We start from the raw sequence: 23,925 nt of genomic DNA, 5'->3' as shown, positions 1-23,925 counted from the left end.
AATACGGTTTTCAAATTTACTGGCAATACCTTTTGTATTAAATCTTTAAAGAGGGGTGAATGGTTGATTATGAACCATGATTATGCTTGATTAAAGGATGACATGATAGATGGAACATTTGAAAAAGTGAATTTACCCTGATATCATGAAAATCAATTAATCCTATTAATCATGGTTCTGAACTTATTCAATCTAATAAAACACTAACTTTGCCATCCCATGCACCTGCAACAGCTGTCAGTTATCAATTTTAAAAATTACGATGAGGCCGAACTGGTTTTCAGCGAGGGGGTTAATGTATTTACAGGTAACAACGGGGCCGGCAAAACTAATTTGCTTGACGCTATTCATTACCTTTCATTATGCAAAAGTTACTTTAACCCAATTGATAGTCAGCAGATAAAGCAAGGGACCGATTTTTTTATTGTTACCGGAGTTTTTAATAAAAATGATCAGCCGGAGGCTGTGGCCTGCTCGGTAAAACGGAACCAGAAAAAGCAGTTTAAGCGTAATAAAAAAGATTATCAGCGCCTGGCCGATCATATCGGGCTGCTGCCGCTGGTAATGATCTCGCCAAATGATACCAGTATTATAACCGAGGGGAGCGAGGAGCGCCGGAAGTTTATTGATAATGTGATATCGCAAACGGATAACCATTATTTGGATGAGCTGATCACCTATAATAAGATCCTCACCAATCGTAACGCGCTGTTAAAACAGGTAAATGAAACCGGGCGGTATGACGCGGGGTTGTTTGAAGTAATTGATGAGCAGCTAACAGATTCGGGCATGCGTATTTTTGAAAGGCGCCGCGCCTTTATGGATACCTTTGTACCGGTATTTAATAAGCACTACGATTTTTTGAGCGATAATGCCGAAAGGGTCGAACTCATCTATGAATCACAATTGCTTACAGATAGCTTTGATAGTTTATTAAAAAAGAGTTTTGACCGTGATAAGGCGCTGGAGCGAACCACCGCCGGCATCCATAAAGACGATCTGCAGTTTAATATTCACGGCATGGCCATGAAAAAATTTGGATCGCAGGGGCAACAGAAGTCGTTTTTAATTGCATTGAAGCTTGCCCAATACAGTTTCCTGTATCAGCAAAAGGGTTTTAAACCCTTGCTTTTGTTGGATGATATTTTTGATAAGCTTGATGATGGGCGCGTTACCAAATTGATGCAGATGGTATCAAACAATGATTTTGGCCAGGTTTTTATAACCGATACCGGAGTTGAGCGTGTTGAAAGCGTTTTTAATAAAATAGAGGTACCCGTTAAATTATTTAAAGTAAAGGGAGGAGCGATTGATGCGTAAAACTAATGATAAAACACTGAAAGAGGCCATTGAGCAAATGCTTAATGTGTACAAGATCAAAAGACGTTTTGATGAAACCGGTGTTGTTACGGCCTGGCCTGATCTGGTAGGTAAATCGGTAGCCAACCGTACTAAAGAGTTATTTGTGCGCGACAGGAAATTATTCCTGCGGATTGAATCGTCGGTAATAAAAAACGAACTGATGCTTATGCGCAGTCAGATCATCGAGAAAATAAATAATGAAGCTAAAAGTATTATTGTAGAAGAGATTATCTTCCTCTAACCATACCGTGGTGCTTTAGCTTAATATCATCGGTAAGCTTTGAGTAAGCAAGGATGAACAAGCCCGGAATTGTAAAAGCAAGTTGTGCTTCAGGGTGAGTTTTATAAAGCAGTATCGAACCGATAACTAAAAGTACCAGCACCAGTACGTAAAATATGTATTTGAATAACGGCTTCATCTTGTTCGATATTTCTTGGTTCGTCTAAATGTAATAATGTTCAGGTAGCGAATGTAAAGTTAAAAAAAATGTAACCATACTTCCAAGAAAAACGTAAACATTTCGGGCGCAACCCGCTGATTGACTGATTGCACCCGAAATAAGGCTAATTAAAACCTTTCAAAAGCCGAGAAAAAGAAGTTTCCTTCAATGTCTGCGTTCTCGTCAGAGTCTGAACCGTGAACGGCATTTTCACCAATTGACCTTGCATACAGGTTACGGATAGTGCCTTCAGCAGCATCCGCAGGGTTAGTAGCACCAATTAATGTACGGAATTCGGTAATAGCGTTATCTTTTTCAAGAATAGCAGCTACAATAGGGCCTGATGACATAAATTCAACCAGTCCGGCATAAAAAGGACGCTCTTTATGTACTTCGTAAAACTGTCCGGCTTTTTCTGCAGATAGTTTAGTGTATTTAAGGGCTACAATTTTAAAACCATTTTTGGTAATAATATCTAAAATAGCACCGATGTGGCCGTCTGCAACAGCATCTGGCTTTATCATTGTAAACGTTCTGTTAGTTTTCATTGAAATAATTGTTTCTTTTTTTGGTTATTAATAGACTAAATGCCTTTGTTGGGTTAATTTTAAACTACACTTACGTGCTTATTTAAAATTTGCCGCAAAAATAGGCTTTTGTAACTGTATCATAAAGCTTTTTGAATTAAATTAGATGGTTTGTATTTCATTTATTTATTTAGCTTTGCAACTCTTTTTTTAAGAATTGATGTTAGATTTAGCTTCGCTTACTGACCTTTTAACGCAACCTCAAAAGATAGTAATCACTACCCATCATAAACCTGATGGTGATGCTATGGGATCGTCATTAGGCTTATATAATTATTTAATACAGCAGGGCCATCATGCCAGGGTTATTGCCCCTACAGATTATCCTGACTTTTTAAGCTGGTTGCCTGGTAACGAGAACGTTATTGTCTATACCGAGCACCGCGAAGAGGCTGCCGCCCTGATAGCCGATGCCAAGCTGATATTTTGCCTTGACTTTAATGCCCTGAGCCGTATCAATGATATGGGCGAACTGGTTGCCGAAAGCAGCGCTTATAAGATCATGATCGACCACCACCTGGAACCGGCTGATTTTGACGATTTCAGGCACTGGGATATCAACGCCTGCGCTACCGCGCAACTGGTGTATGATTTTATCGTAAATGAACTTCACCATAAAGAACTTGTAAATAAGGATGTGGCTACGTGTCTTTACACAGGCATCATGACCGATTCTGCATCGTTTAGGCTTCCTAATACTACGTCTGGGGTTCACCGCATTGTTGCCGACCTGATTGACGCGGGTGCCGTTAACTGGCGCATTCATGAGCTGGTTTATAATAGCGCGTCTGAAAACAGGTTACGCTTTTTAGGGCATTGCCTGGCGAATTGCCTGGAGGTATTACCAGAATTTAATACCGCTATCATTGCCGTAAGTAAACAGGACCTTCAGCGTTTTGACGTTGAAACCGGCGATACCGAAGGCGTTGTGAATTATGCGCTATCAATGGCAAATGTGCGATTGGCTGCTTTTATAGTTGAACGTACCGATAGGGTGAAACTTTCTTTGCGCTCAAAAGGCGAATTCCCGGCCAATGAAATTTGCAAAAAATACTTTAACGGTGGTGGTCATCGCAATGCGGCGGGAGGTCATTCAGATGATACCCTCGAACACGTTATCCAACAGTTTAAACAAATTTTACCTGAATATAAAAAACTATTAATACAGTAAAAAAGTAATGATGAAAAGAAAACTGATGTTTCTGTCACTTGCGGCTATAGGATTTGCAAGTTGCAACGGTGGGTTTAAGCAAGGCGATGGTGGCTTGCTTTATAACATCCACACTTCAAAAGGCAATCCTAAAGTTAAGGAAGGTGACTTTATGACACTGAACATGATCCTTAAAACCGATAAAGATTCAATTATCAACAATTCTTATGATAATGGCCAGCCTATTCCAACGCTGATGCCTAAACCTCAAATGAAAGGTGATATTGTTTCTGGATTAGGATTGTTAGGTGAAGGCGATAGCGCTACATTTAAAATCGCTGCCGATTCGGTATTTAAAGGTGGCCAGCAACGTCCTCCGGGCTTTAAAGGCAAATACCTGGTTTATACCATCAAAATTGAAAAAGTTATTGCTAAAGGTGCCCTTAACGAGCAGGTTTTCCGTGATCGTGTTACTCAGTACATGAAAGGCCAGACCGATGCACTTAAAGGTAAAGAGCCTGCTAAAATTCAAGGCTACTTAGATGCTCATAAAGATTTGAAATTTGTGAAAACAGCATCAGGCTTAAACTATGCTGTTACTACCCCAGGTGCCGGTGCAAACGTGGCCGTAGGTGATACTGCAGTAATTAACTATACTTTAAGACTTGTTACCGGCAAGGTTTTAGAAACCAGCTCTAAAGAAGTTGCTGTTAAAGAAAAAATGCAGATCAACCCGATGAACCCTTACCAGCCAATCCGCATCCCGGTAGGTGAAGGCAAAGTGATCAAAGGCTGGGACGAAGCTTTCCAATTGTTTAACAAAGGCACTAAAGCTGTATTGGTTGTTCCTTCATCATTAGGTTATGGTGACCAGGGTAGCCCGCAAATGCAGCCTTATACACCACTTGTGTTTGAAGTTGAGCTGGTAAACATTGTTCACCCAAATCCAAACGCGCCGAAACCGGTTATGCCGCAAATGCAAATGCCAGCGCCAACTCCGGCAACAAAATAATTATACTATTTTACAAAGCCTTTCCTGCACCAGCAGGAAAGGCTTTTTTATTTATAGCTTATGAAAAAGTACATTCTTTATTTTATAGCACCATTGTTAAGCCTATCGGCTTTAACTGCTAATGCGCAAACCGGTGCTGTAAAAAAACGCCCTGCTACAGCCAAAAGCGGCGTGGCTAAAAAGGCTGTTCCTGCAAAAAAAACAGTTACACCACCGCAGGTTGTTGGCATGTTGAAAACATCCAAAGGTTCTTTTTACAAGATCTATACCGCAAACACAGGGGTAAAACCTAAAACCAGTGATGTGATCACTTTTAACTTTATCCAGAAAACGGATAAAGATTCTGTACTTTATAATAGCTTCGCAGCAGGGCACCCTGCACAGGCGCAAATCCAGCCGTCGCGCGGTTTAGGCGATATGATGGATGTTTTCCCGCTTTTGGCTGCTAAAGACAGTGCTTTGGTAAAAATTCCTGCCGATTCGATATTTAAAGGTCATGAAGAAGCCCGTCCACCGTTTTTTCCTAAAGGCAGTTTCCTGAGCTTTGTGATTAAAATGGAAAAGATCCAGTCGATAAATGAAGCTATGGCCGAAAGAAATGCCGCTTTGGAAAAGCAAAAACAGGCTGAAGTAGCTGCTGCTAACGCGTATGTAGCTTCACACGGTCTTAAAACCACAAGCACAGCATCAGGCTTACAATATGTAATTACAAGCCCTACTGATAAAGGCAAACCGGCAAACGGAGATACCGTACTGGTTAATTACACAGGTAAGCTGCTTAACGGCAAAGTATTTGACAGCAGCATCGAAGCTAATGCCAAGGCTGCCGGTTTAGATCAGCCTGGTCGTCCTTACGAGCCAATTAGTGTGGTACTGGGCGAAGGCAGGGTAATACCAGGTTGGGAAGAAGCTTTGCTTTTGCTTAACGAAGGTTCAAAAGCTACTTTCATTATTCCATCGGGTCTTGCCTATGGTGATAGAGGTTCTGGCGCTATCCCTCCGGGCAGCACCCTTTTATTTGATATTGAATTGGTGAAGGTTAACCCTGCAAAAAAGACCAAGTAATCATATTAAAAGATCATAATAATCAACCTCTTGCCCTAAAAGCAAGAGGTTTTTTGTTTATAGGGAGCAATTTTTAGTTGGATGGGTTTATACTTTACGGTTATAAATTCGTTATTAAGTATTCAAGGTTTATTTTTGCAGCATGGTTTTAACCGACACGCATACACATCTATATTACGAAACCATTTCTGAAAAACGCGCGGCATTAATGCAGCGCTGTATCGATAATAACATTACCCGTTTGTTTTTACCCAATGTTGATGCCGCGTCTGTTCCGCTGGTTTATGGTTTGGTAAACGACTATCCTCAATATTGTTACCCTATGCTTGGCTTACATCCCTGCGATGTAAAGGAGGCCTGGGAAGACGAACTATCGGCCATTATGGATGCCCATCAGCAAAATAAGATCTATGCTATTGGCGAGATTGGGATTGACCTGTATTGGGATAAAACGCATTTGAAAGAGCAGGTAGATGCTTTTGTAAAACAGATCAACTGGGCTAAAAGCCTTGATTTGCCCATAGTGATCCATTGCCGTGATGCTTTTGACGAAGTGTACGAAGTGTTGAAACAGGAAGCGGATGAAAAACTGCGTGGCATTTTCCATTGCTTTGGCGGTACGGTTGAACAAGCGCAAAAAGTAATCGACCTTAATTTTTACCTTGGGATAGGCGGAGTTGTAACTTACAAGAACTCAGGACTGGATAAAGTAATACCGGAAATTGACTTAAAACATATAGTTTTAGAAACAGATTCTCCGTACCTTACGCCCGTTCCGTTCAGGGGTAAACCTAATGAAAGCTCGTACCTGGTGTATATTGCGGAGAAAGTAGCCGAGCTTCACCACACAAGCATTGAAAAAGTGGCCGAGGTCACTACCGAAAATTCCAGGCTTGTGTTCGGAATTTGAAATTGTTTAATATTTTACCACAGCATAAACTTAATTAATGAGCCAAATTTTAATCATCTATACCGGAGGGACAATCGGTATGATGAGTGATCCGGTTACTAAGGTGCTCAAGCCTATCAACTTTGAGCAAATAATGGATAACGTGCCCGAGCTTGAAAAGCTTAATTGCCGTATTAAAGTGCATTCGTTTGATGAGATCATTGATTCATCAAATATGAACCCTGAGATATGGAGCGAATTGGCAGGACTTATCCAGTCTAACTACCATGATAATGATGGCTTTGTAATTTTGCACGGCTCGGATACAATGGCGTACACCGCTTCGGCATTAAGTTTTATGTTAGAAAACTTAGGTAAGCCTATTATTTTTACGGGCTCGCAATTGCCTATCAGCGCTATCCGCACCGACGCGAAGGAAAACCTGATGACGGCTATTGAAATAGCCAAAGCCAAAAAGAACGATCGTGCCCGTGTGCCGGAGGTTTGTATCTATTTTGATTATAAACTTTTCCGCGGTAACAGGGCTTTTAAATATAACTCATCAAAATTTGAAGCTTTCCGCTCGCCAAATTATCCAATATTGGCCGAATCGGGCGTGCATTTGCGTTTCAGCGTAAACGACATCAGGCAACCTGAAGACGAAAGCGCCCTTATTATCCATAATAATCTGGTTAGTGATGTAGGTGTGTTAAAACTGTACCCAGGCATAAGCCCTAAGGTAGTCGAAAACATACTAAGTGCCGATGTGCGTGGCATTGTAATGGAAACTTTTGGAGCCGGTAATACCACAACGGATGCCTGGTTTATAGATTTGCTGAAAAACGCTATCGACAGTGGTAAGGTGATCCTTGATATTTCACAATGTAAGGTAGGCACAGTTGAACTTGGCCGTTATGAAACCAGCAAGCATCTGAAAGATATTGGCGTTGCCAACGGTTACGACATGACCTTTGAAGCCGCCGTTACCAAAATGATGTACCTGCTTGGTCAAAGTGATAACCCGGCCCAGGTTAGGGAATGGCTTGAAACTGATTTGCGGGGCGAATTGACTGTTTCGTAGATTCTCTAAAATAATCTAAGGAAAATAAGTTTATAAAAGCGTCATTGCGAGGAACGAAGCAATTCCCGATTTGCAGGTTCGCCCTGTAGAGTTTGGGATTGCTTCGTTCCTCGCAATGACGTTGTTTTTGGGATTTTATCTTATCGACTTTGCCGATTGAAATTACCCCTCCGGATTAAACATTGCCACCAAATTCTTTAGCCCATCAGCCGAATGCAGTGAATCTGTTTGTTCCAACGTCATAGCGGCGGTTTCGGATGCTCTCGCGCGCATTGTTTTTTCGTAAGCGGCTATAGCATCACGGGTGTTTTCAAACTCATTATTTAATAAGTGTTGGGCCAATTCTAAAGCGTCGAGCATAGCCATGTTAACGCCTTCGCCTGCGTAAGGCGGCATTAGATGGGCGGCATCGCCAAGCATGGTTATATTGGGCAAAGCTTCCCAGGTTTGATCTAAAGGCATACAGTATTGCGGGCGGGGAATAAATACGGGCTCAGCATTTTCAAACAATTCATCCCAGATATTGTCCCAGCCGGTAAACTCCTGCTTAAACCAGGCAAATACTGATGCTTTATCTTTGAAATCAATCCCGCTATCCTGCAGCCATGTTTCTGTTGATTTGATACCTGCATAAAATACCAGGCTGCCATCTCCCTTAGAACTTACTATCAGCGTTTTTTCGTCGCCCATGGCAAATATTTTACCGCCGTTCAGCAGCTCGTGAACCCGGGGACTTGCCTTTTCTGAGTCATAAACGGCTCCTTCTATCACACTCACCCCAGCATAAAATGGTTTAATAGGAGTAATGTATGGGCGGATCTTTGAATTTGCACCATCGGCGGCTATCACCAGATCGGCCCTCGCGGTTGAACCGTTTTTAAAATCCAGCTTAATTTTACCATCCTGCTCATCAAGTGATACAAACTGGCTATCCCAAACCACGGTATCCGGTTGCAGGGAATCGAGCAGGATTTTTCTTAATGGGCCGCGGTCAATTTCGGGGCGATTGTACGAGCCGCCGTCGGCTCCGTGCTCATCGTGTATAATGTTGGCGTATTTATCTACAACTCTTAGTTTATCGGCACCGGGACGATAGTTGGCGTTAAAGGCATCCATCAGTCCGGCTACTTCCAGGGCTTTTAAACCCGACTCTTCATGCAGGTCAAGGGTAGCACCCTGTACACGCACTTCACGATTTAAGTCGCGCTCGTAAACTTTTACGTTGGCACCGTTCATTTGTAAAATGCGTGCGAGGGTAAGTCCACCCGGGCCACCGCCCACTATTGCTATATTTTTGTTTTTAATTGCTTTCATGTTGTTTAATTATTTCATCATACCTTTTATTACCGCGTCACAACAGGCCGCTATCACTTCGTCGGTGATGATTTGTACAGGTCTGTTGAGATGATCAAAATACTCGTTCATCAAATCAAGCAGCGGCGAAAACATCAGGGCCCGCTGAGCATCGAAAGGAAGGTCGCGGATTACGCCTGCCTCGACATTTGACTGAATAAAGCGATGGATAGGAGCGAAGAACTGGCCTTGCTGAATATTTTCCCGTTGATAGGCTTTGTTAAGCAAAGGCGAAGATTTACCATAAAGAATTAAGGCGAAATGCGTACGGTTGTTTTTTAAGTACTGAAAGCCATTGTGCCAAAGCTTTTTGATACCGGTTTCAAAATCCATTTTTTCATCAAACCCCTTCAGAATAGCAGTTTCGTATGCTCCTAAAACTTCGGTGATGAAAAGCTTGATCAGCAGGTCTTCCTTATCCTCATACTTAATATAGATAGTGCGGGGCGATACATTGGCTGCCTTAGCCAGCTTTTGCATACTCAGGTTTTCGAGCCCTTCGTTGGCAATAATATCAAGGGCAATGGTGCGAATCGCTTGTTCCTTCTCTAAATTCTTTGGCCTCATAACACGAGTAATTTGAATTGTTATACAATTATAAGTAAATGTTCATTTACTTATAGCGTTTTTATTTCAAATGACTTTAAGATGATGGGACAAATAGGCCAGAGCCGATGTGCTGAGAGTAAACTAAAGCATTCTAAACAGGTAAGCCGCAACTAAGGTTATCACTCCACTTCAACGCCCTTCGGAAACTTCTTGAATACAGCATCAAAATTCAAGTCGGGATATTGCGCACTTGCCTTGTCCATAATAAACTTTAGCTGCTCGTATTCAAAAGATGCTATTTGCTGGTTTTCCCATTTTTTTTCGCCGGCTGCATAAGGGATCAGCCATTTTACAGCCGCTTTCATTCCCCGGCCATCTACGGTTTGTTTATGCCACAGGTCGATATTTAAATGGTTGGCTAAAATGCCCAGCTGGCACCAGGCATACAGGTTCATATTCACATAATCCCACGATTTGGTGCGGGCGAGTTCAAGGGGCTGGGCACCTTCAGGAGTGAATTGCTTATCAATGCGGGGGATAGTGGTGCTCTTAAGTAATTCTATAGCAGTTTTACTATCACCTGTAAAAAGCGAGTAATCTATAAGCTGTACATCATAATATGAGCCATGGTTGTTGAGCTGCGAATGTTCATCTTTACCGTTGGGGCTGGTTTGGAGCCAACCAGAAAATGCCTTAAACCAGTCTTTTATATCATTTACCAATTTCTCATCCATAGCCTTGCTACCGTTTAACATGGCAATAGCATCGGGTATCGCGGTAAGCTCCCTGCTTTCAATTATACCTATGCCCCGGCCGTCATTAAGGCCTGGAATATATTGCGCATAATTTAAATTAGGGTTCATGCGGGTTGCAGGTTCAACAAACCATGTTTGCAATAAACTTTTAGCTTTTACCGCGTACTTTTCATTCCCGGTATAATAATACGCGAAGCTCAGCTGCTTAACAGCTGTACACATATCGCCCAGTTGGCTGCGGTCATGCAGTAAATAAATTTCGGGGTTGCGTTCGCCATCTTTACGGATGTAGGGCAGGCCCTTAGGCTTTGCGGGATCGGCCCACCAGTAGGGGGCCTGGCTTACATAATCGTGCTTGTCGTTGCTTGGCGCGGTTTTGGTTTTGTTGAAAGTAACCGAATATGGCCTTTTGATAATTGCACTATCTGCCCGGTTAATCATCTTGTTGATTTTGGCAGATGCTTCCTTATCGCCTTGTTTTAACAGTCCTCGTGATTTGGTCAACAACTGTTCATCAACCAACAGAAAGCTTACTTTTTGCTGGGCGAAGGAAGAGTTATTAAATATGATAAATAACAAAAGGCACAGGCCGGATAGTTTTCTGAATTTCATAAGATAGGGTAAAGCCTGGTTCGCTTTACAGAAGCTAAAATATCCTTTTATTAATTATCGCCATAAAACCATCTTTAAATTTTTCGCTCACAGGGATATGTTTATCAGCTATGTAGATGTGATTGTCCTGAATTTTTGCCAGTTGTTTGGTGTTTACAATATAGGAGTTGTGCACCCGTACAAATGGAGCCGAAAGTTGTTCTTCAATATCTTTAAGCCGGCGATAGATCAGCAATTGTTCCTGTCCGGTAACGAGGCGTACATATTCTTTTTCACCTTCAAAGTACAGGATCTCGTCTAGCAGAATGCGGCGTAATACCTTGCCCGATTTTACAAAGAAGTAGCCTTCGTCGGCGGTTTGGCCTTGGGGCATTACTTGATCGATCTTACCAAAATAGGCTTCAATTTTTTGCATGGCCGCCAGGAAGCGTTTTAGGGTGATGGGCTTGAGCAGGTAATCAATAGTTTGATAGGTGTAGCTCTCGGCAGCGTATTCCGAATAAGCGGTAGTGAACACGATTTTGGTTTGCGGGGGTAGCAGACCGGCCAGTTCCATACCGGTTAGCTGCGGCATGTTGATATCCAGAAATATAAAATCCACCTTGTGGCTTTTCAAAAAAGCCAATGCCTCAAGCGCGTTGTAGCACTTGGCTTTAAGCTGCCATTGGGTGCTTTGCTGCACCAGGATCTCGAGCAGGTTTACCGCGTTGGGTTCGTCGTCAATGATGATACAGCTTAAGTTCATGCTACCGGGATCTTTAAAAATGCAGAAAAGGTGTTGTTGCTGTTGTCAATTTTCAGGTCAAAGTCTGCGCCATATAACATGGTTAGCCTTTTGGTTAAATTGGCAATGCCAAAACCTGCTGCGCGTTTGCTTGCTGCCTGAACATGGATGGCGTTATTGGTTTTAAAAAACAGGTAACCATCCTGCTGAATCAAAGATATGCCAATAAGGTTTTGCTCGCTCGATTTATCGATACCATGCTTAAAAATATTCTCAACAAAGGTCATCAAAAGCATGGGCGGAATCCGGAGATCGGAGTTGAAATTCTTTTCAAAAAATACCACTACTTCATGCCTGATCCTGATTTTTTCTAAGGCGATATAGTTTTCAATGAATTGTACCTCGGTACCAATGGTTACATCGTCCTTCGGACTTTCATCAACAAAATAACGCATGATATCCGAAAGCTTTTCTATCAATGCTGCCGTTCGTGGCGCTTCGCGATAGGCTTCGTAATAAATATTGTTGAGCGTATTGAACAAAAAATGCGGCTGCACCTGCGATTTTAACAGGTTCAGTTCGGCCTGGCTTTTTTGTATAATGATCTCTTCGGTTTGTTGTTTCAGCTTAAAATATTCTAATGCTATCCGGAATATCAGGCTTAACATATAAATAAGCACCCCACCCGAAATATAGTTGGTAATAGCTTTTAAGCTTACCGGTTCAGGTGCTTTTGCAAAGAAGCTGTTGTAGAGCAATAAAGTAATATACCCGCGGAGCGTGCCGGTTGCTGCTATAAATATGATCACCAGCAGCACATACCATGCATATTTGCCTTTTTGATAAAACAGGGGATACAAAACCGATATGTTTCCATATATAATGATGGCATAAAAAGCGGTAGTTACGCTGGCGTACATAGCCGATTGGGTTGCGCCATCCATCGGCAAATAAGAAAAAAACAGGAGCAGGCATACCGATATCCATACCAAAAGCTGGAGTTTTTTAATGGATGGCCGGGCTTTAAATAGTTGCATTTTTTAAAATTACTAAGCTTTTTGTTTGTTGATGCCGGCTTTAAACCATTACCTGCATTTATTCAATAAATGACGTTAATGGTTCAATAAACGTTGCTACAGGCACATTATTGAATAAATACCGTATCGGGCTAAAAAGAAAGCGGAAGTGGTTTAACTGATTTTATTTGCCGTTTGATAAAGGACAGTTTTGAACTATTAACAGAAAATTATCCTTATCAAACCATCAAATTATCATGAAAACCGAACATTTAGCTGAAAAGATCGTAGCCGTTAGTCTCAGCCTTTTACTACTGCTTTCACACACGCCTAAAGTATTTGCCCAAACCGATACTATCCGCATAAAAGATAAGCGCTTGCTTACCTCAACGCTTAAACCCGGCTTAAGGCAATACCTTGTTTATTTTCAAAATATTAAAGACAACCGTAGTCTGAAGTTCTGGCTTTGGCTGCGCGATATAAACCTCGAGACCCGTAACGGCGAAAAAGTATTTACCGTAACCCAGCATTGGTATGGTAATGATAGTTCATCGTACCGCTCTGTTTATTCTATTAATAAGGTTGCCGATTTCTCGCCTCTTTATCATTCGGAAACTATCGGAAAAAAAACAAAAGCCTTTAACTGGGCTCCTGATAAAATTGCAAGCGCCGATACCAATGCCAATAACGAAGCAAAGAATTTTAAACTTGATTTTACTTTCCCTAACCTTAACTGGAATTTAGACATTGAAACCTTTGAGATGTTACCGCTGGCCGAAGGCAAAAGTTTCGCTATCCCTTTTTATGAAGCCGGGATCCCGGCGCCGCTTTATGTGCTTTATAAAGTAACCGGCAGTGAGGTAATATCAACTTTAGATGGTAATAAAGTGGATTGCTGGAAACTATACAATGAAAGCGATTACAATGGCCGTCATTTTACAGAAACGTACTGGATCAGTAAAAAGAACCACGAGTTTTTGAAAGAGGAAGACGCTTTTGGCGGAGGTTATCGGTATAAAATAAAAATGATGGGTGCCGCCACTAATCTACTGCCGAGGTTTGTGAAGTAAAAAAATATAAATACCTATTCCTTTGAAAAGCAGCCGGGGTTATGATTTCAGTATCATAACCCCGGCCTTTTATATAAGCAGTTAATAGTTTTATTGGTTTAAGCCGAAAGCTTCCCAACCTGAAGCAGTGGCCCGGTTACAGGTCATGGCCTGGGTGCCATTTTCGCTGGAGATAAATTTGCCGTTGTTGCCCCGAATGGTAATTTTACCATCGGTAGTAACTATCCAGTCAAACTTTTCCCAGTCGCCGGGCGTAGTGCGGTTGCAGGTGATGGCTTGTGTGCCATTTTCTGACGATACATATTTGCCCATACTACGCAGGTAAATTTTGCCTCCGCCGGCGTCCAATACGGTGAAGTGTTCCCAGTCGCCCGCGGTGGCACGCGTACAGGTCATGGCTTGTGTGCCGTTTTCACCGCTCACATATTTATTGTTAAAGCCTTTTAGCGAAATTATGGTGCCAATTGGTGGAGATGATGGCGGTGTTGTGCTGCCATTGATCACAGAATTGATAGCCGATAATAGGGAGTTAGCACCCGTAACATCCTGCGATAGTTCCCACATCATGATACCACCCCCTTGGTTAATGGCGAGGGTAGTTTTGCTTTTAATGGTTGGGATACCGTTGTAGCCAATACCGTTCCAGGTATCCGAATTAGGACTGCCGCCGCCTGCAAGTATATCGGCATAAGAAGTATAAGGCTCCCTGCCGTAAAACGGAACCCCTAAAATGGCTTTGGCCTTAGGCAACCCGCGACCGATCCAGTAGTTTAATGATGTTTGCGCCAGTGAGTATGGTGAGTGGTTTGAGCCATCACCGTCATAAGCCATCAGGTTCAGGAAATCTACATATCCAAATACGCTGTTCAATACGCTTGAACCATCGTTGGATATTACTGCCGCGGTTAACAGCTTACCCTGGTTGTGAAGCGCTGTGCTTAACTGTGACATTAAGGCGGCATAGTTGTTAGCCGAAGCGCCGTCGTCAGGGTATTCCCAGTCGATGTCGATGCCATCCAGGTTGTATTGATTGGCAAAGCTGACAAGGTTGTTTACAAAATTGGTGCGGGATGTTGCGTTGGCGGCCAATGTTTCGAAGGCGCTGTCGTCGCCATTGTTCCAGCGCCAAATGATACCAGTACTTTAACGTTGTTGGCATGACCGGTTGATACCAGGCTTTGAAGTTTAGATACGTTATCAACGGCGCCAATGCCACCCGACGGAGTAGGAGGCACAAAAGCGTAGTTAATGTGGGTAAGCTTCGAGAACTGAACCGCGCTTACAGCGCCGGCCCAACTTGGCAGATAGCCTACTACTTTGAAGCCGGGAACTGCCTCAACAGCCACCGATTTTTGAGGCGCGTTATCAACCGGAGCACTGGGCTGATTGGATGAAAAATTATCCTTACGGCACGATGAAAGCGCAAAGAAAACTACTGCTATACACCATAGCAGGCGGGAGTTTAAAGTTGTTTTCATAATTTGGTTTATTGGTAATTGGATGAAAAGCGATATTCTTCAAATTCCCTCCCTTGGGAGGGGTGTGACGGAAATGTGTGATGGCAGGGAGGGGTTTGTTCGTTCTGCTCATTACAGCATGTTGTTGAAACTCCTCCCTACACCCTCCCAAGGGAGGGAATCGCACAGTACCCTGCTTTGAAATAAAATTTTTTCTATTGATTCAAACCAAAAGCTTCCCAGCCTGAAGCCGTGGCCCGGTTACAGGTCATGGCCTGGGTGCCGTTTTCGCTGGAGATAAACTTGCCATTGTTGCCGCGCAGGGTAATTTTGCCATCGGTGGTGACTATCCAGTCAAATTTTTCCCAGTCGCTTGGAGTGGTTCGGTTACAGGTAATGGCTTGAGTACCGTTTTCTGATGAAACGTATTTACCCATGCTGCGCAGATAAATTTTACCGCTGCCTGCATCAAGCACCGTGAAATGCTCCCAGTCGCCGGCTGTAGTGCGAGTGCAGGTCATGGCCTGCGTGCCATTTTCGCCGCTTACATATTTGCCGTTAAAGCCTTTCAGCGAAATTACAGTGCCAATTGGCGGCGTATTTGGGGGAGTAGTAGTGCCACCTGTAATAACGGAGTTCATGGCCGAAAGTAATGAGTTAGCCCCTGTTGCATCGCCACCCAGGTCCCAGATCATCATACCGCCGGCCTGGTTAAGCGCCAGTGTGGTTTTGCTTTTAATAGTTGGGATACCGTTATAGCCAAAAGTTTGGAAGGTATCGGAATTGGGACTGCCTCCCGCAGCCAGTACATCAACATAATTCATGGTCGAATAATCGTACCGGTTGTCCCTTGCATAGAATGGAACGCCTAATATAGTTTTGGCAACCGGTAAACCGCGACCGGCCCAATAGCTCAAACAATCAACCGCCGATTGGTAAGTAGAGTGCTGGAAGTTGTTGTCATCATAATCCATGATATTGATCCAGTCAAGGATAGTGAACATATTATTGGTAACATAGCTTGCGCCAACCGAGATGGAGGCAATGGTACATACCCTGCCACCGTTGTGCATAGCGGTTGACAATTCCTGCAGCAGCAGGTAAAAATTATTGGTTTCGGTACCGGCGGATGGGAATTCCCAGTCGATATCCACACCATCGACATTGTACTGGTTACAGAAGTTAACCATGTTATTAACAAACGTGGTACGGTACCCTGCATTAGCAACAATAGGATGGAAGGCATCGCCGCCACCGCCGCCGCCAACAGAAATAATAACTTTAACATTGTGACTGTGTGCATTTGATACCAGGGTAGTGAATTTTGAAAGGTTGTCAAGCGGATTTAGTCCCCCGGTGTTTGTTGGGGTAAGGAAAGCGTAGTTAACATGGGTTAATTTACTGTACTGTACCGCGTTTACATCGCCCTGCCAGCTGGGGAGGTAACCAATTACTTTAAATGAGGCAACAGGAACGGCGTTATTAACAGCAACCGTTTTACTGCTGTTGTCGGTGTTAGAGTTGCCCCCGGTTTTAAACTGGTCCATATTATCCTTTTTACAGGATGATAGTGCAGCCATCGCGACCAGGAATAGGCCAAGGAGGTAAGAGTTAGATTTTGATCTCATAAGTTAAGTTTGTTAAGTGGTTTTTGATGTATTATTTGGTTTATAAATAAGCCGGACAATAAAACATAAACCTGTTAACCAAATTCATGATACTTATGAATATCATATACTAATATCAGGAAAGGTGCGTTAATAGGTGTAATAGATGTTTTGGTATGAGTAAAATTATATAAACATCTAATTATAAATACCTAATAATAACCTCAATACGATTCAATCGCAAGCGTAGTAGTGCTTTTGTAGTGCAATCTTAACAGGGAAAATCCTCCTTTTGAGCAAAGAAATATTTTTGTGATACGCTTAACTCACAGTTATATATTATTATAGCAGGAGAAAATGGGTAGTTTGGGTAAATCGCTTACCCGGTTTAAAACCAGATAAGCGGGTGCCTGATAGGTAAATTGCGGATAACTTCTTCAACCTGAGGGTTATGATCCAGTTTTTGCCAGGTTGTTAACCACGCGTTTTCACGGTAAGCGTTAGCGCCGAATAACAGGAATGGCTGGGCAACCGGCCAGTTATCCCAATACATTACATCGGGTTTTAAAGTCCATTTGCTTTTATCTGCTACAAAAGGATATAAATAAGCTATACCTCTTTTAATGGATTTGCCATCAGGAGTTTCAAAGTTCCATAAATTATCCTGTGGGCTTGAAAGGATCTGGCATAACATGGTCATGGCATCAAGATTGAAAATGGAGTAACCATACGGCTTGGTACGCTCCAGCTCTAAGGGGAGGCTGCCATCGGAGCCCATTTGGCGTGGTAGCAGTATCGTTTTATAACGTATCCTTATCGAATCAAGCACTGCACCGTTTTGACAAAGTTTTGCAAACGAGGCAACCTGCATAGCCCAGCAGGTTGCGTGATTATTTTTTACATCTCTTTCCTGCATACCGGGTTTACTGGTCATAAGCCAGTTGGTATAGTCGGCAAACCATTTTTTTACTCCCGATTGGGTAGCCGGATCCATAGCCTTCTCCATCACAATCATACCCTGGGCAACTTCCATCAGGTGGATGGTATCGATAATGCCATAATTACGACCGGTGAATTGACCTTTGACAGCCTGGGCAAACCATAGGCTCGGGTTCATCATGATTTCAGGATCCATAAACCAGGCTTTAAGATGGATCACAGCCTGATTTACATATTTTTCATCTCCGGTTAGTTTATAGGCCGAAGCCAGCGCGCCGATGATCTTGCTGAAGCGGATCATCGCTTTGCGGTGTTCAACAAAGTTATCCGGGTTAGTCATGCCATCGCGGTTGATATATGGCCCTTCGGGATTTTTAGGATCTGGCCAGAAATAATCGGCCTCCGAAAAAAAATCGTGTTTGCCGCCGGCGCTTCTGGGCGATGATGACGCGGTAACCGTAACCGGCTGCTGCTGCATGGCCCAGGCTGCTTCGGCCATTATTTGTTTTTTGAGGGTTTTTTCGGCGATTTTTTCGACAGGGGATTTATCGGGCTTGACTTGTTCTGTAGTAAAAGCAAATTGCGAAAGCGTTGTAACGGCAATTAACATTGCGGTAAATAATTTTTTCATGGCGATGGCTTGTAATGGTGCGCCAAGATAAGAATAGGCTGGGGGAGATTGGGCGTTGTTCTTAGCTTGTAGGGGATTTGAAGGGGGATTGTAATGTTATTCCCGGTTTTTTGCAGAGATCGCATTTGTCCAGTCATATAAACCATCCTTTTCAAATACACCACCTATTAAAAAGTGCTGGAGGAACTCAAAAAATGAAGTGGTTAATACTAAACTGTTTTGATCTTTATCGGTACACGTTATTTCGTAGCAATTATTTGCAGCAGGATTAATGATCAGTTCCCAAAGATCGCTGTAAATCAGGAACTCAGCAATATAAAGAGAGTTGCTGTGAATAAGTTCATTAAGCGGGACAATGCGAAACAAGTCTTCATCCGATATAAAACCATTGCAGAACTGGTAAAATTGTCGGATATCATCAGGTAACTTAACGCCTGCGCTGTTCTCAAATTCATATATTTCCCGGTCCGTTGCACCGGCATACAGGGTAATGTCGGTTTCGTGCAGCCGATTTTTTAGATAGTTAATGATATCGGTAGTGGATTTAATGAGATGCAAGGTGTAGGTTGTTTTCGCTTTTAAGTTATAGCAAATATAAATTGATTGTGTGAGAAAAGCAGTACTGGTGAGGCACCTAACATTTGATTTGATGCTTTTTATTAGGCAAATGGCATAACTATTGATTAAATAATCTACATCTGTACGTAAAAAGCATTATTTAACCATAAAATTATGGTTGGGCACTATAAACATTATGCCAACGTTTTTTATGTTTACGCAAATCATTAGATATGAAAACTCTAAAAACACCTTTATTAGCTCTTGCAATAGCTGTTTTAGCTATCACTACCCAAGCCTGCAAAACCAAAAAAGCCGTGGTGCAAACACCGCCGCCAGCTCAACCGGTACAAGCTGCAACGCCGCCGCCAGTTCAAAAACCAGTGCAAACACCACCGCCGCCACCAGCTCCGGCTCCGGAAAAACCAGACTATAATTTTACCAATATCCAGTTTGAGTTTAACTCAGCAGTGCTAAAAACTGCTTCTTACCAAACGTTAGATCATATAGTTAAGGAACTGAAATTAGATCCGTCGGCTAAATTCATTTTGAATGGTAACGCTTCTGCCGAAGGTACTGCCGAACACAATCAGTCATTATCTGTTGATAGGGCAAATTCTGTAAAACTGTATTTAGTTAACAGTGGTGTAAACGGTGATAACCTGACTGTAAAAGGCTGGGGCGAAAGCAAACCAATTGCTGATAACTCAACCGAAGAAGGCCGTGTACTTAACCGCCGTGTTGAAGTAAAGTTAGCACAGTAAATAAAAACTTTTAATAAAAGTAAAAGGCAGCCCATTGGGCTGCCTTTTTTGTTGGGCAATTATTCGGTACTGTTTACCAGTTGAAAAATCGTGAACAGGTGATGGGCCTCATGCAGTACAAAAAACTCGGTCCATTTTGAAATAGTAAGCCTGCCATATTTAGGGTGTACACCAATACGCAATAGTTCTGTATCAGTGAGCCCGGAGAGCAGATCGAAAATTGTTGCTCTGTCTGCTTTTATAATATCCAGCAGTTCAGTTAGCCCCATCGATCTGAAGGGTGTAAACGCGGGATCAAGATCCCCATTATAACGATCAAACACAGGTACATCATCATTAAGTATCTGGTGTATTCTGTCTATAAATATTTTCTGGTAACGGGTCAGATGGGCTATATTATCCAAAGCACTCCATTTACCCGGTGCAGGTGGCGAAGCCAACTTCTCGTTGCTTGTAGCTGCAACCAATTCTGCTATAGCAAGGTGTTGGTTTCTTAATCTTTCGGTGAGTGAATTATACATTTTTATGTTAGTGATAAATCGGAAAGTTAGTATAAAATGCTGTATTGGTTTTGGTAATAATATTTAATAACTTTATCACTACCATAAGTCTCTTAAAAGTTTCGGCGCCAGCTGTTTACTTTATTATATACCTAAATCGTCTGCCTTATGTTAAAGAAATTGTTTCTGTGCTATTTGCTGGTTTCTCCTTTTTGGTGCCTGGCTCAAACCAGGATAACAGGCAGGGTTATCAACGCAACAGATAAAAAAACTATCGCGAACGCAAGTGTATTTTTAAGTAATGCTACTGTAGGGACAAAAACCACACCCGAAGGAACGTTTACCCTTGTCGACGCTAAAAATGGTAAATATGAGCTGGTAGTTTCCATTGTTGGGTTTGAAACCTATAAACAAAACATAACGGTAACCGGTAGTGATATGGTTTTGCCCGATATTATCATGTCGCCTAAAACCTATGCTTTAAAAGAGGTAATTGTAAAACAGCACACCGACCCCAATCGTGCGCAGTATTTAACAACTTTTAAAGAGCAGTTTTTAGGCAAATCGGAACTGGCCGATCAATGTAAAATTCTGAATCCGGAAATGCTTGATTTTGCCTACAACGATGATACGAAAACACTGGCTGCATCTTCCGTTGATTTTTTAACTGTTGAAAATCGTGGGCTTGGTTACCGGGTAAAGTATCTTATCACAAATTTTATTTATGATGATAAAGACATTTCAAACAGGAAACTGCACTATGAAGGTTCTGTGCTGTTTGAAGAGTTAAAAGGTACGCCATCACAACAGAAAGACTGGGAAAGGGCAAGATTACAGGTTTATAAAGGATCTGCTATGCATTTTTTACGTGCACTGCAGGCTAAACATTTGGATGAGGAAGGGTTTCGTGTATTGCAGTATGCTAACCCTGAACGACGGGACCTGCCTAAATCACTATTAAGCAAAAGAGGGCGCCCAATACTGATGACCTATCCTTTAAATGAAGATGAAATGATGGTTAAAACCGATCAGATTGGCGTACATGCCCTCGGTTGTGATTTTGATTCGTTCCATATCACTTATAATGAAGATCATCGTTTTACGAAACGCGGGCAAATGAATAGTATAAACAGTACCGCTAACCATGATGTAACGGTTTTGAATTTTAACCTGTCTTACGCCCTGTTTGATGATAATGGGGCCCTGCTTGATCCTAATAGCGTAACATATAGCGGCGCATGGGGCAATAACCGGGTAGCCGAACTTTTGCCAGTTGATTATGAGCCTTTAAATACTCGCGCTGTAAATGAAAAACCAGGATTGACCGATGTTATAAATAAGCTTAGAAATTACAATGCTTCATATACTGCCGAAAAAGTTTATTTGCATTTTGATAAACCCTACTATGCAGCCGGCGATACAGTTTACTTTAAAGCTTATATAACCGCGGGCGATCGCCACGAGCTATCGGATATAAGCGGTGTGTTGCATGCCGAGTTGATCAATACAGCAAACAGAATCGATCAGTCAGTTAAACTACAGATAACTGATGGTGTGGCCTGGGGGGATTTTGCCCTGCCGGATACTTTGCCTAAAGGGAATTATCATATTCGGGCGTATACCAAATGGATGCAAAACCAGGGTAGTAACAATTATTTTGACCGGGAAATTAAAATTGGATCGATCAATAATAAAATAGCCGAAAGCGCTGCTAAAGCGCCGTTGCCGGTTGTCGCCAATAAAATTGATGTGCAGTTTTTTGCCGAAGGCGGCAATATGATTACCGGCATTCAGTCTAAAATAGCCTTCAAGGCTATTGGCGCCAATGGAACGGGTGTAAATATCAGCGGGATTATTACCGATGATGAAAATAATCAGGTAGCCACATTTGCTTCATCGCACCTGGGGATGGGATCTTTTTACCTGAAAGCCCAACCTGGTAAAAGCTATAAAGCCGAACTTAATTATGCAGACGGAACAAAAAACACTGTCAATCTTCCAATGCCTATGGAAAATGGAATTAGCTTATCTGTTGATAATAGTGAAATTCCCCGTGCTATTGTTAAAATAAATGCTGCTGATGCTTTTTACCAGCAAAACAAAGGAAGGGAGTTTACATTACTCATTTATTCCGGCGGCACAGCTTCAACCATTGCCTGCAGGTTAGATAGTCAGACAATAACACGTGATATTTTAAAGCGGCGTTTAAAAACCGGGATAGCTACCATTACATTATTTTCTGCCGCTAATGAGCCCCTTTGCGAACGCCTGATTTTTGTGCAAAACTACGACCAATTGAGCCTGGCCATTAACAGTCCCAAAGCAGATTATAAAAAAAGGGAAAGGGTTGATATCAGCCTGAATGTAAAGAACAGGGCGGGTGATCCGTCGGTTGGCCATTTTTCGGTATCCGTTATAGATGAAAATAAAGTTCAGGTAGTTGGAAATTCAGAACGCACTATACTAACTGATCTGTTGTTAACTTCAGATCTGAAGGGAAATGTAGAACAACCCAACTATTATTTTACCAATGTGAATGACGAAACAACGAAAAACCTGGATTTGGTAATGCTTACTAATGGTTATCGTGGTTTTAAATGGAAGCCTTTATTAAGCAGCTCTTATCCGGCTATAGCATACCAACCTGAAAAGGGTTTGGAAATAAGCGGCAATGTAAAGCGTTCGGGAGGGAGCGCCATGCATGAAGGCACTGTTTCTTTGATCTCTTCGCAACCAACAACGGTGTTAAGTCAACCAGTAGACGATAGGGGCGATTTTGCATTCAGTAACTTGTTCTTTACCGATACCGGCAGGTTCATTTTACAGGCTGTTACAGCTAAAGGCGATAATTCAACAAGATTGACTTATAACAAAAACAATCAAAAACTGCCAGTATCGTCATTCGGCTTAAACGTCGTACCCAATGATATTAATTTATCAATGACGAACTATCTTGAAAATAACAAGCTACGGCAAGACGATTATTTGAAGTATAGCAAAATAAAAATGCTGAAAGAGGTGAAGATCAAGGCCGTTAAAAAGAATGAATATCGCTCTTCGGCTTTAGGAGGGCCGGGTAGTGCCGATCAGGTGATACAACTGGGGCAGCTTCCTGTTTCAGGTTCGTTAACTCAAATGGTAGAAAGCAGGGTACACGGCGGACGAGCATACGCAATGTTAAGGAGTGATTTTGATGGTTTAGTAATTTTGGATGGGGTGGCAATAGATAGTCGTATTTCGGCGAACCCAATACCTGGCGGAGGTTCGCTTGATTTTATAGGCGCCTCGGATGTAGAAACAGTAGAGTTTTTTTACAATGCCAATGCGGCAATATATGGAGCGCGGGGAGGCCATGGAGTAATCGTGATAACCACAAAAGCAAAAGGGGGGCTTACCGAAAAAGAAATCACATCAACCGGGATATTACCAATTTCGGTGCCCGGATTTTATAAGGCGCGTGTGTTTTACTCTCCTAAATATGAAAATCTTGAACAAGCCGGTAACCGCCCCGATTTGCGGAGTACTATTTATTGGCAACCGGAGCTGATAACAGATAAAAATGGCCAGGCGCTGTTTAATTATTTCAACGCCGACGGAGCTGGCTCGTATCGCATAGTTATTGAGGGCATTGATGAGGATGGTAATTTAGGGCGGTTGGTGTATCGGTATAATGTTCAGTAATAAATTGAGCTGCCTTATAGTTTAATTAAAGATGCAGATTACCGGGTCGTACCGTGTAAATGCCGCTCCTTTAGCCTGATCGGCATTTTGTCTCAAGATTGATACGATTTTACCAAGTATTGA

The 23,925-nt window shown here is 42.3% G+C and carries 23 protein-coding genes; 10 read left to right on the top strand and 13 right to left on the bottom strand.

Annotation, left to right across the window (positions count from 1 at the left end; genetic code table 11):
• Positions 1 to 219: 219 nt before the first annotated feature.
• Positions 220 to 1,320 (top strand): DNA replication/repair protein RecF, encoded by a 1,101-nt coding sequence (gene recF, locus DUL71_RS27715; protein WP_114941077.1) that lies wholly within the window; start codon positions 220 to 222, stop codon positions 1,318 to 1,320.
• Positions 1,313 to 1,603 (top strand): DciA family protein, encoded by a 291-nt coding sequence (locus DUL71_RS27710; RefSeq protein WP_114941076.1) that lies wholly within the window; start codon positions 1,313 to 1,315, stop codon positions 1,601 to 1,603. The genes recF and DUL71_RS27710 overlap by 8 nt, the downstream gene beginning before the upstream one ends.
• On the opposite strand, the gene DUL71_RS27705 is transcribed toward DUL71_RS27710, so the two are convergent.
• Both DUL71_RS27705 and DUL71_RS27700 read right to left on the bottom strand, forming a co-directional pair.
• Positions 1,590 to 1,781, bottom strand: coding sequence for a hypothetical protein (locus tag DUL71_RS27705; protein WP_112568877.1), 192 nt, complete (start codon positions 1,779 to 1,781; stop codon positions 1,590 to 1,592). The two genes, DUL71_RS27710 and DUL71_RS27705, sit on opposite strands and share 14 nt — an antisense overlap.
• Positions 1,782 to 1,930: 149 nt before the next feature.
• On the bottom strand, positions 1,931 to 2,350 hold the full coding sequence (locus DUL71_RS27700; protein ID WP_091220172.1) for a nucleoside-diphosphate kinase: 420 nt from the start codon (positions 2,348 to 2,350) through the stop codon (positions 1,931 to 1,933).
• A 199-nt stretch (positions 2,351 to 2,549) separates the two neighbouring features.
• Here DUL71_RS27700 and DUL71_RS27695 point away from each other — a divergent pair, with 199 nt between their 5' ends.
• The 5 genes from DUL71_RS27695 (at position 2,550) to DUL71_RS27675 (ending at position 7,586) form a co-directional block, all read left to right on the top strand.
• Positions 2,550 to 3,560, top strand: a complete 1,011-nt coding sequence (locus DUL71_RS27695; RefSeq protein WP_114941075.1) for a DHH family phosphoesterase — start codon at positions 2,550 to 2,552, stop codon at positions 3,558 to 3,560.
• A gap of 7 nt (positions 3,561 to 3,567) precedes the next feature.
• Entirely contained in the window at positions 3,568 to 4,551 is a 984-nt protein-coding gene (locus DUL71_RS27690) for an FKBP-type peptidyl-prolyl cis-trans isomerase (protein WP_114941074.1), read from the top strand.
• A 60-nt stretch (positions 4,552 to 4,611) separates the two neighbouring features.
• Positions 4,612 to 5,616 carry an FKBP-type peptidyl-prolyl cis-trans isomerase gene (locus DUL71_RS27685; protein ID WP_244228854.1) on the top strand — a complete coding sequence of 335 codons (1,005 nt, stop codon included), beginning with the start codon at positions 4,612 to 4,614 and terminating at the stop codon, positions 5,614 to 5,616.
• Between the two features lie 142 nt (positions 5,617 to 5,758).
• Positions 5,759 to 6,526: a TatD family hydrolase gene (locus DUL71_RS27680; protein WP_114941073.1), complete on the top strand. Its 768-nt coding sequence runs from the start codon at positions 5,759 to 5,761 to the stop codon at positions 6,524 to 6,526.
• Between the two features lie 37 nt (positions 6,527 to 6,563).
• Complete coding sequence (locus DUL71_RS27675; RefSeq protein ID WP_112568868.1) at positions 6,564 to 7,586, top strand: asparaginase; 1,023 nt, start codon at positions 6,564 to 6,566, stop codon at positions 7,584 to 7,586.
• Positions 7,587 to 7,748: 162 nt separating this feature from the next.
• On the opposite strand, the gene DUL71_RS27670 is transcribed toward DUL71_RS27675, so the two are convergent.
• The 5 genes from DUL71_RS27670 to DUL71_RS27650 all read right to left on the bottom strand — a co-directional run bounded on the left by DUL71_RS27670 (position 7,749) and on the right by DUL71_RS27650 (position 12,616).
• On the bottom strand, positions 7,749 to 8,900 hold the full coding sequence (locus DUL71_RS27670; RefSeq protein ID WP_114941072.1) for an FAD-dependent oxidoreductase: 1,152 nt from the start codon (positions 8,898 to 8,900) through the stop codon (positions 7,749 to 7,751).
• A gap of 9 nt (positions 8,901 to 8,909) precedes the next feature.
• Complete coding sequence (locus DUL71_RS27665) at positions 8,910 to 9,506, bottom strand: TetR/AcrR family transcriptional regulator (RefSeq protein WP_114941071.1); 597 nt, start codon at positions 9,504 to 9,506, stop codon at positions 8,910 to 8,912.
• 161 nt (positions 9,507 to 9,667) lie between these two features.
• On the bottom strand, positions 9,668 to 10,855 hold the full coding sequence (locus DUL71_RS27660) for an alginate lyase family protein (protein WP_114941070.1): 1,188 nt from the start codon (positions 10,853 to 10,855) through the stop codon (positions 9,668 to 9,670).
• Positions 10,856 to 10,889: 34 nt separating this feature from the next.
• The gene (locus DUL71_RS27655; RefSeq protein ID WP_114941069.1) at positions 10,890 to 11,600 is read right to left on the bottom strand and encodes a LytR/AlgR family response regulator transcription factor; all 711 of its coding nucleotides are present in this window, start codon (positions 11,598 to 11,600) and stop codon (positions 10,890 to 10,892) included.
• Positions 11,597 to 12,616 carry a sensor histidine kinase gene (locus DUL71_RS27650; protein ID WP_114941068.1) on the bottom strand — a complete coding sequence of 340 codons (1,020 nt, stop codon included), beginning with the start codon at positions 12,614 to 12,616 and terminating at the stop codon, positions 11,597 to 11,599. The genes DUL71_RS27655 and DUL71_RS27650 overlap by 4 nt, the downstream gene beginning before the upstream one ends.
• A gap of 236 nt (positions 12,617 to 12,852) precedes the next feature.
• On the opposite strand from DUL71_RS27650, the gene DUL71_RS27645 reads away from it, so the two are divergent.
• Positions 12,853 to 13,665, top strand: coding sequence for a DUF3108 domain-containing protein (locus tag DUL71_RS27645; RefSeq protein WP_114941067.1), 813 nt, complete (start codon positions 12,853 to 12,855; stop codon positions 13,663 to 13,665).
• A gap of 90 nt (positions 13,666 to 13,755) precedes the next feature.
• Here the strand turns inward: DUL71_RS27645 and DUL71_RS27640 are convergent, their stop codons facing one another.
• The 5 genes from DUL71_RS27640 to DUL71_RS27620 form a co-directional block, all read right to left on the bottom strand.
• The gene (locus DUL71_RS27640) at positions 13,756 to 14,754 is read right to left on the bottom strand and encodes a glycosyl hydrolase family 18 protein (RefSeq protein ID WP_208645664.1); all 999 of its coding nucleotides are present in this window, start codon (positions 14,752 to 14,754) and stop codon (positions 13,756 to 13,758) included.
• Entirely contained in the window at positions 14,718 to 15,143 is a 426-nt protein-coding gene (locus tag DUL71_RS27635) for a glycoside hydrolase family 18 protein (RefSeq protein WP_114941065.1), read from the bottom strand. Before DUL71_RS27635 ends, DUL71_RS27640 begins: the two co-directional genes overlap by 37 nt.
• Positions 15,144 to 15,337: 194 nt before the next feature.
• On the bottom strand, positions 15,338 to 16,750 hold the full coding sequence (locus tag DUL71_RS27630; protein ID WP_114941064.1) for a glycosyl hydrolase family 18 protein: 1,413 nt from the start codon (positions 16,748 to 16,750) through the stop codon (positions 15,338 to 15,340).
• 367 nt (positions 16,751 to 17,117) lie between these two features.
• Positions 17,118 to 18,299, bottom strand: coding sequence for an alginate lyase family protein (locus DUL71_RS27625; RefSeq protein ID WP_114941063.1), 1,182 nt, complete (start codon positions 18,297 to 18,299; stop codon positions 17,118 to 17,120).
• Between the two features lie 96 nt (positions 18,300 to 18,395).
• Positions 18,396 to 18,857 carry an SMI1/KNR4 family protein gene (locus DUL71_RS27620; protein ID WP_161964523.1) on the bottom strand — a complete coding sequence of 154 codons (462 nt, stop codon included), beginning with the start codon at positions 18,855 to 18,857 and terminating at the stop codon, positions 18,396 to 18,398.
• A gap of 233 nt (positions 18,858 to 19,090) precedes the next feature.
• Here DUL71_RS27620 and DUL71_RS27615 point away from each other — a divergent pair, with 233 nt between their 5' ends.
• Positions 19,091 to 19,621 carry an OmpA family protein gene (locus DUL71_RS27615; protein WP_114941061.1) on the top strand — a complete coding sequence of 177 codons (531 nt, stop codon included), beginning with the start codon at positions 19,091 to 19,093 and terminating at the stop codon, positions 19,619 to 19,621.
• A 59-nt stretch (positions 19,622 to 19,680) separates the two neighbouring features.
• On the opposite strand, the gene DUL71_RS27610 is transcribed toward DUL71_RS27615, so the two are convergent.
• Positions 19,681 to 20,142, bottom strand: a complete 462-nt coding sequence (locus DUL71_RS27610) for a DinB family protein (RefSeq protein WP_114941060.1) — start codon at positions 20,140 to 20,142, stop codon at positions 19,681 to 19,683.
• A gap of 147 nt (positions 20,143 to 20,289) precedes the next feature.
• Here DUL71_RS27610 and DUL71_RS27605 point away from each other — a divergent pair, with 147 nt between their 5' ends.
• The gene (locus DUL71_RS27605) at positions 20,290 to 23,802 is read left to right on the top strand and encodes a carboxypeptidase-like regulatory domain-containing protein (RefSeq protein ID WP_114941059.1); all 3,513 of its coding nucleotides are present in this window, start codon (positions 20,290 to 20,292) and stop codon (positions 23,800 to 23,802) included.
• The last annotated feature ends 123 nt before the right edge of the window (positions 23,803 to 23,925 follow it).

It is taken from the genome of Mucilaginibacter endophyticus (assembly GCF_003351025.1).
GTDB classification, from domain to species: Bacteria; Bacteroidota; Bacteroidia; order Sphingobacteriales; family Sphingobacteriaceae; genus Mucilaginibacter; species Mucilaginibacter endophyticus.
This window is presented reverse-complemented; position numbering and strand designations above follow the sequence as displayed.

Excerpts from the sequence above, each read along its gene's own strand:
- DUL71_RS27610 (WP_114941060.1), bottom strand. The coding sequence starts at position 20,142 with ATGTATAATTCACTCACCGAAAGATTAAGAAACCAACACCTTGCTATA.
- DUL71_RS27630 (WP_114941064.1), bottom strand. The coding sequence starts at position 16,750 with ATGAGATCAAAATCTAACTCTTACCTCCTTGGCCTATTCCTGGTCGCG.
- DUL71_RS27650 (WP_114941068.1), bottom strand. The coding sequence starts at position 12,616 with ATGCAACTATTTAAAGCCCGGCCATCCATTAAAAAACTCCAGCTTTTG.
- DUL71_RS27695 (WP_114941075.1), top strand. The coding sequence starts at position 2,550 with ATGTTAGATTTAGCTTCGCTTACTGACCTTTTAACGCAACCTCAAAAG.
- DUL71_RS27700 (WP_091220172.1), bottom strand. The coding sequence starts at position 2,350 with ATGAAAACTAACAGAACGTTTACAATGATAAAGCCAGATGCTGTTGCA.
- DUL71_RS27710 (WP_114941076.1), top strand. The coding sequence starts at position 1,313 with ATGCGTAAAACTAATGATAAAACACTGAAAGAGGCCATTGAGCAAATG.
- DUL71_RS27660 (WP_114941070.1), bottom strand. The coding sequence starts at position 10,855 with ATGAAATTCAGAAAACTATCCGGCCTGTGCCTTTTGTTATTTATCATA.
- DUL71_RS27615 (WP_114941061.1), top strand. The coding sequence starts at position 19,091 with ATGAAAACTCTAAAAACACCTTTATTAGCTCTTGCAATAGCTGTTTTA.
- DUL71_RS27675 (WP_112568868.1), top strand. The coding sequence starts at position 6,564 with ATGAGCCAAATTTTAATCATCTATACCGGAGGGACAATCGGTATGATG.
- DUL71_RS27655 (WP_114941069.1), bottom strand. The coding sequence starts at position 11,600 with ATGAACTTAAGCTGTATCATCATTGACGACGAACCCAACGCGGTAAAC.
- DUL71_RS27680 (WP_114941073.1), top strand. The coding sequence starts at position 5,759 with ATGGTTTTAACCGACACGCATACACATCTATATTACGAAACCATTTCT.
- DUL71_RS27685 (WP_244228854.1), top strand. The coding sequence starts at position 4,612 with ATGAAAAAGTACATTCTTTATTTTATAGCACCATTGTTAAGCCTATCG.
- DUL71_RS27625 (WP_114941063.1), bottom strand. The coding sequence starts at position 18,299 with ATGAAAAAATTATTTACCGCAATGTTAATTGCCGTTACAACGCTTTCG.
- DUL71_RS27670 (WP_114941072.1), bottom strand. The coding sequence starts at position 8,900 with ATGAAAGCAATTAAAAACAAAAATATAGCAATAGTGGGCGGTGGCCCG.
- DUL71_RS27705 (WP_112568877.1), bottom strand. The coding sequence starts at position 1,781 with ATGAAGCCGTTATTCAAATACATATTTTACGTACTGGTGCTGGTACTT.
- DUL71_RS27690 (WP_114941074.1), top strand. The coding sequence starts at position 3,568 with ATGATGAAAAGAAAACTGATGTTTCTGTCACTTGCGGCTATAGGATTT.
- DUL71_RS27635 (WP_114941065.1), bottom strand. The coding sequence starts at position 15,143 with ATGAAAACAACTTTAAACTCCCGCCTGCTATGGTGTATAGCAGTAGTT.
- DUL71_RS27645 (WP_114941067.1), top strand. The coding sequence starts at position 12,853 with ATGAAAACCGAACATTTAGCTGAAAAGATCGTAGCCGTTAGTCTCAGC.
- DUL71_RS27605 (WP_114941059.1), top strand. The coding sequence starts at position 20,290 with ATGTTAAAGAAATTGTTTCTGTGCTATTTGCTGGTTTCTCCTTTTTGG.
- recF (WP_114941077.1), top strand. The coding sequence starts at position 220 with ATGCACCTGCAACAGCTGTCAGTTATCAATTTTAAAAATTACGATGAG.
- DUL71_RS27665 (WP_114941071.1), bottom strand. The coding sequence starts at position 9,506 with ATGAGGCCAAAGAATTTAGAGAAGGAACAAGCGATTCGCACCATTGCC.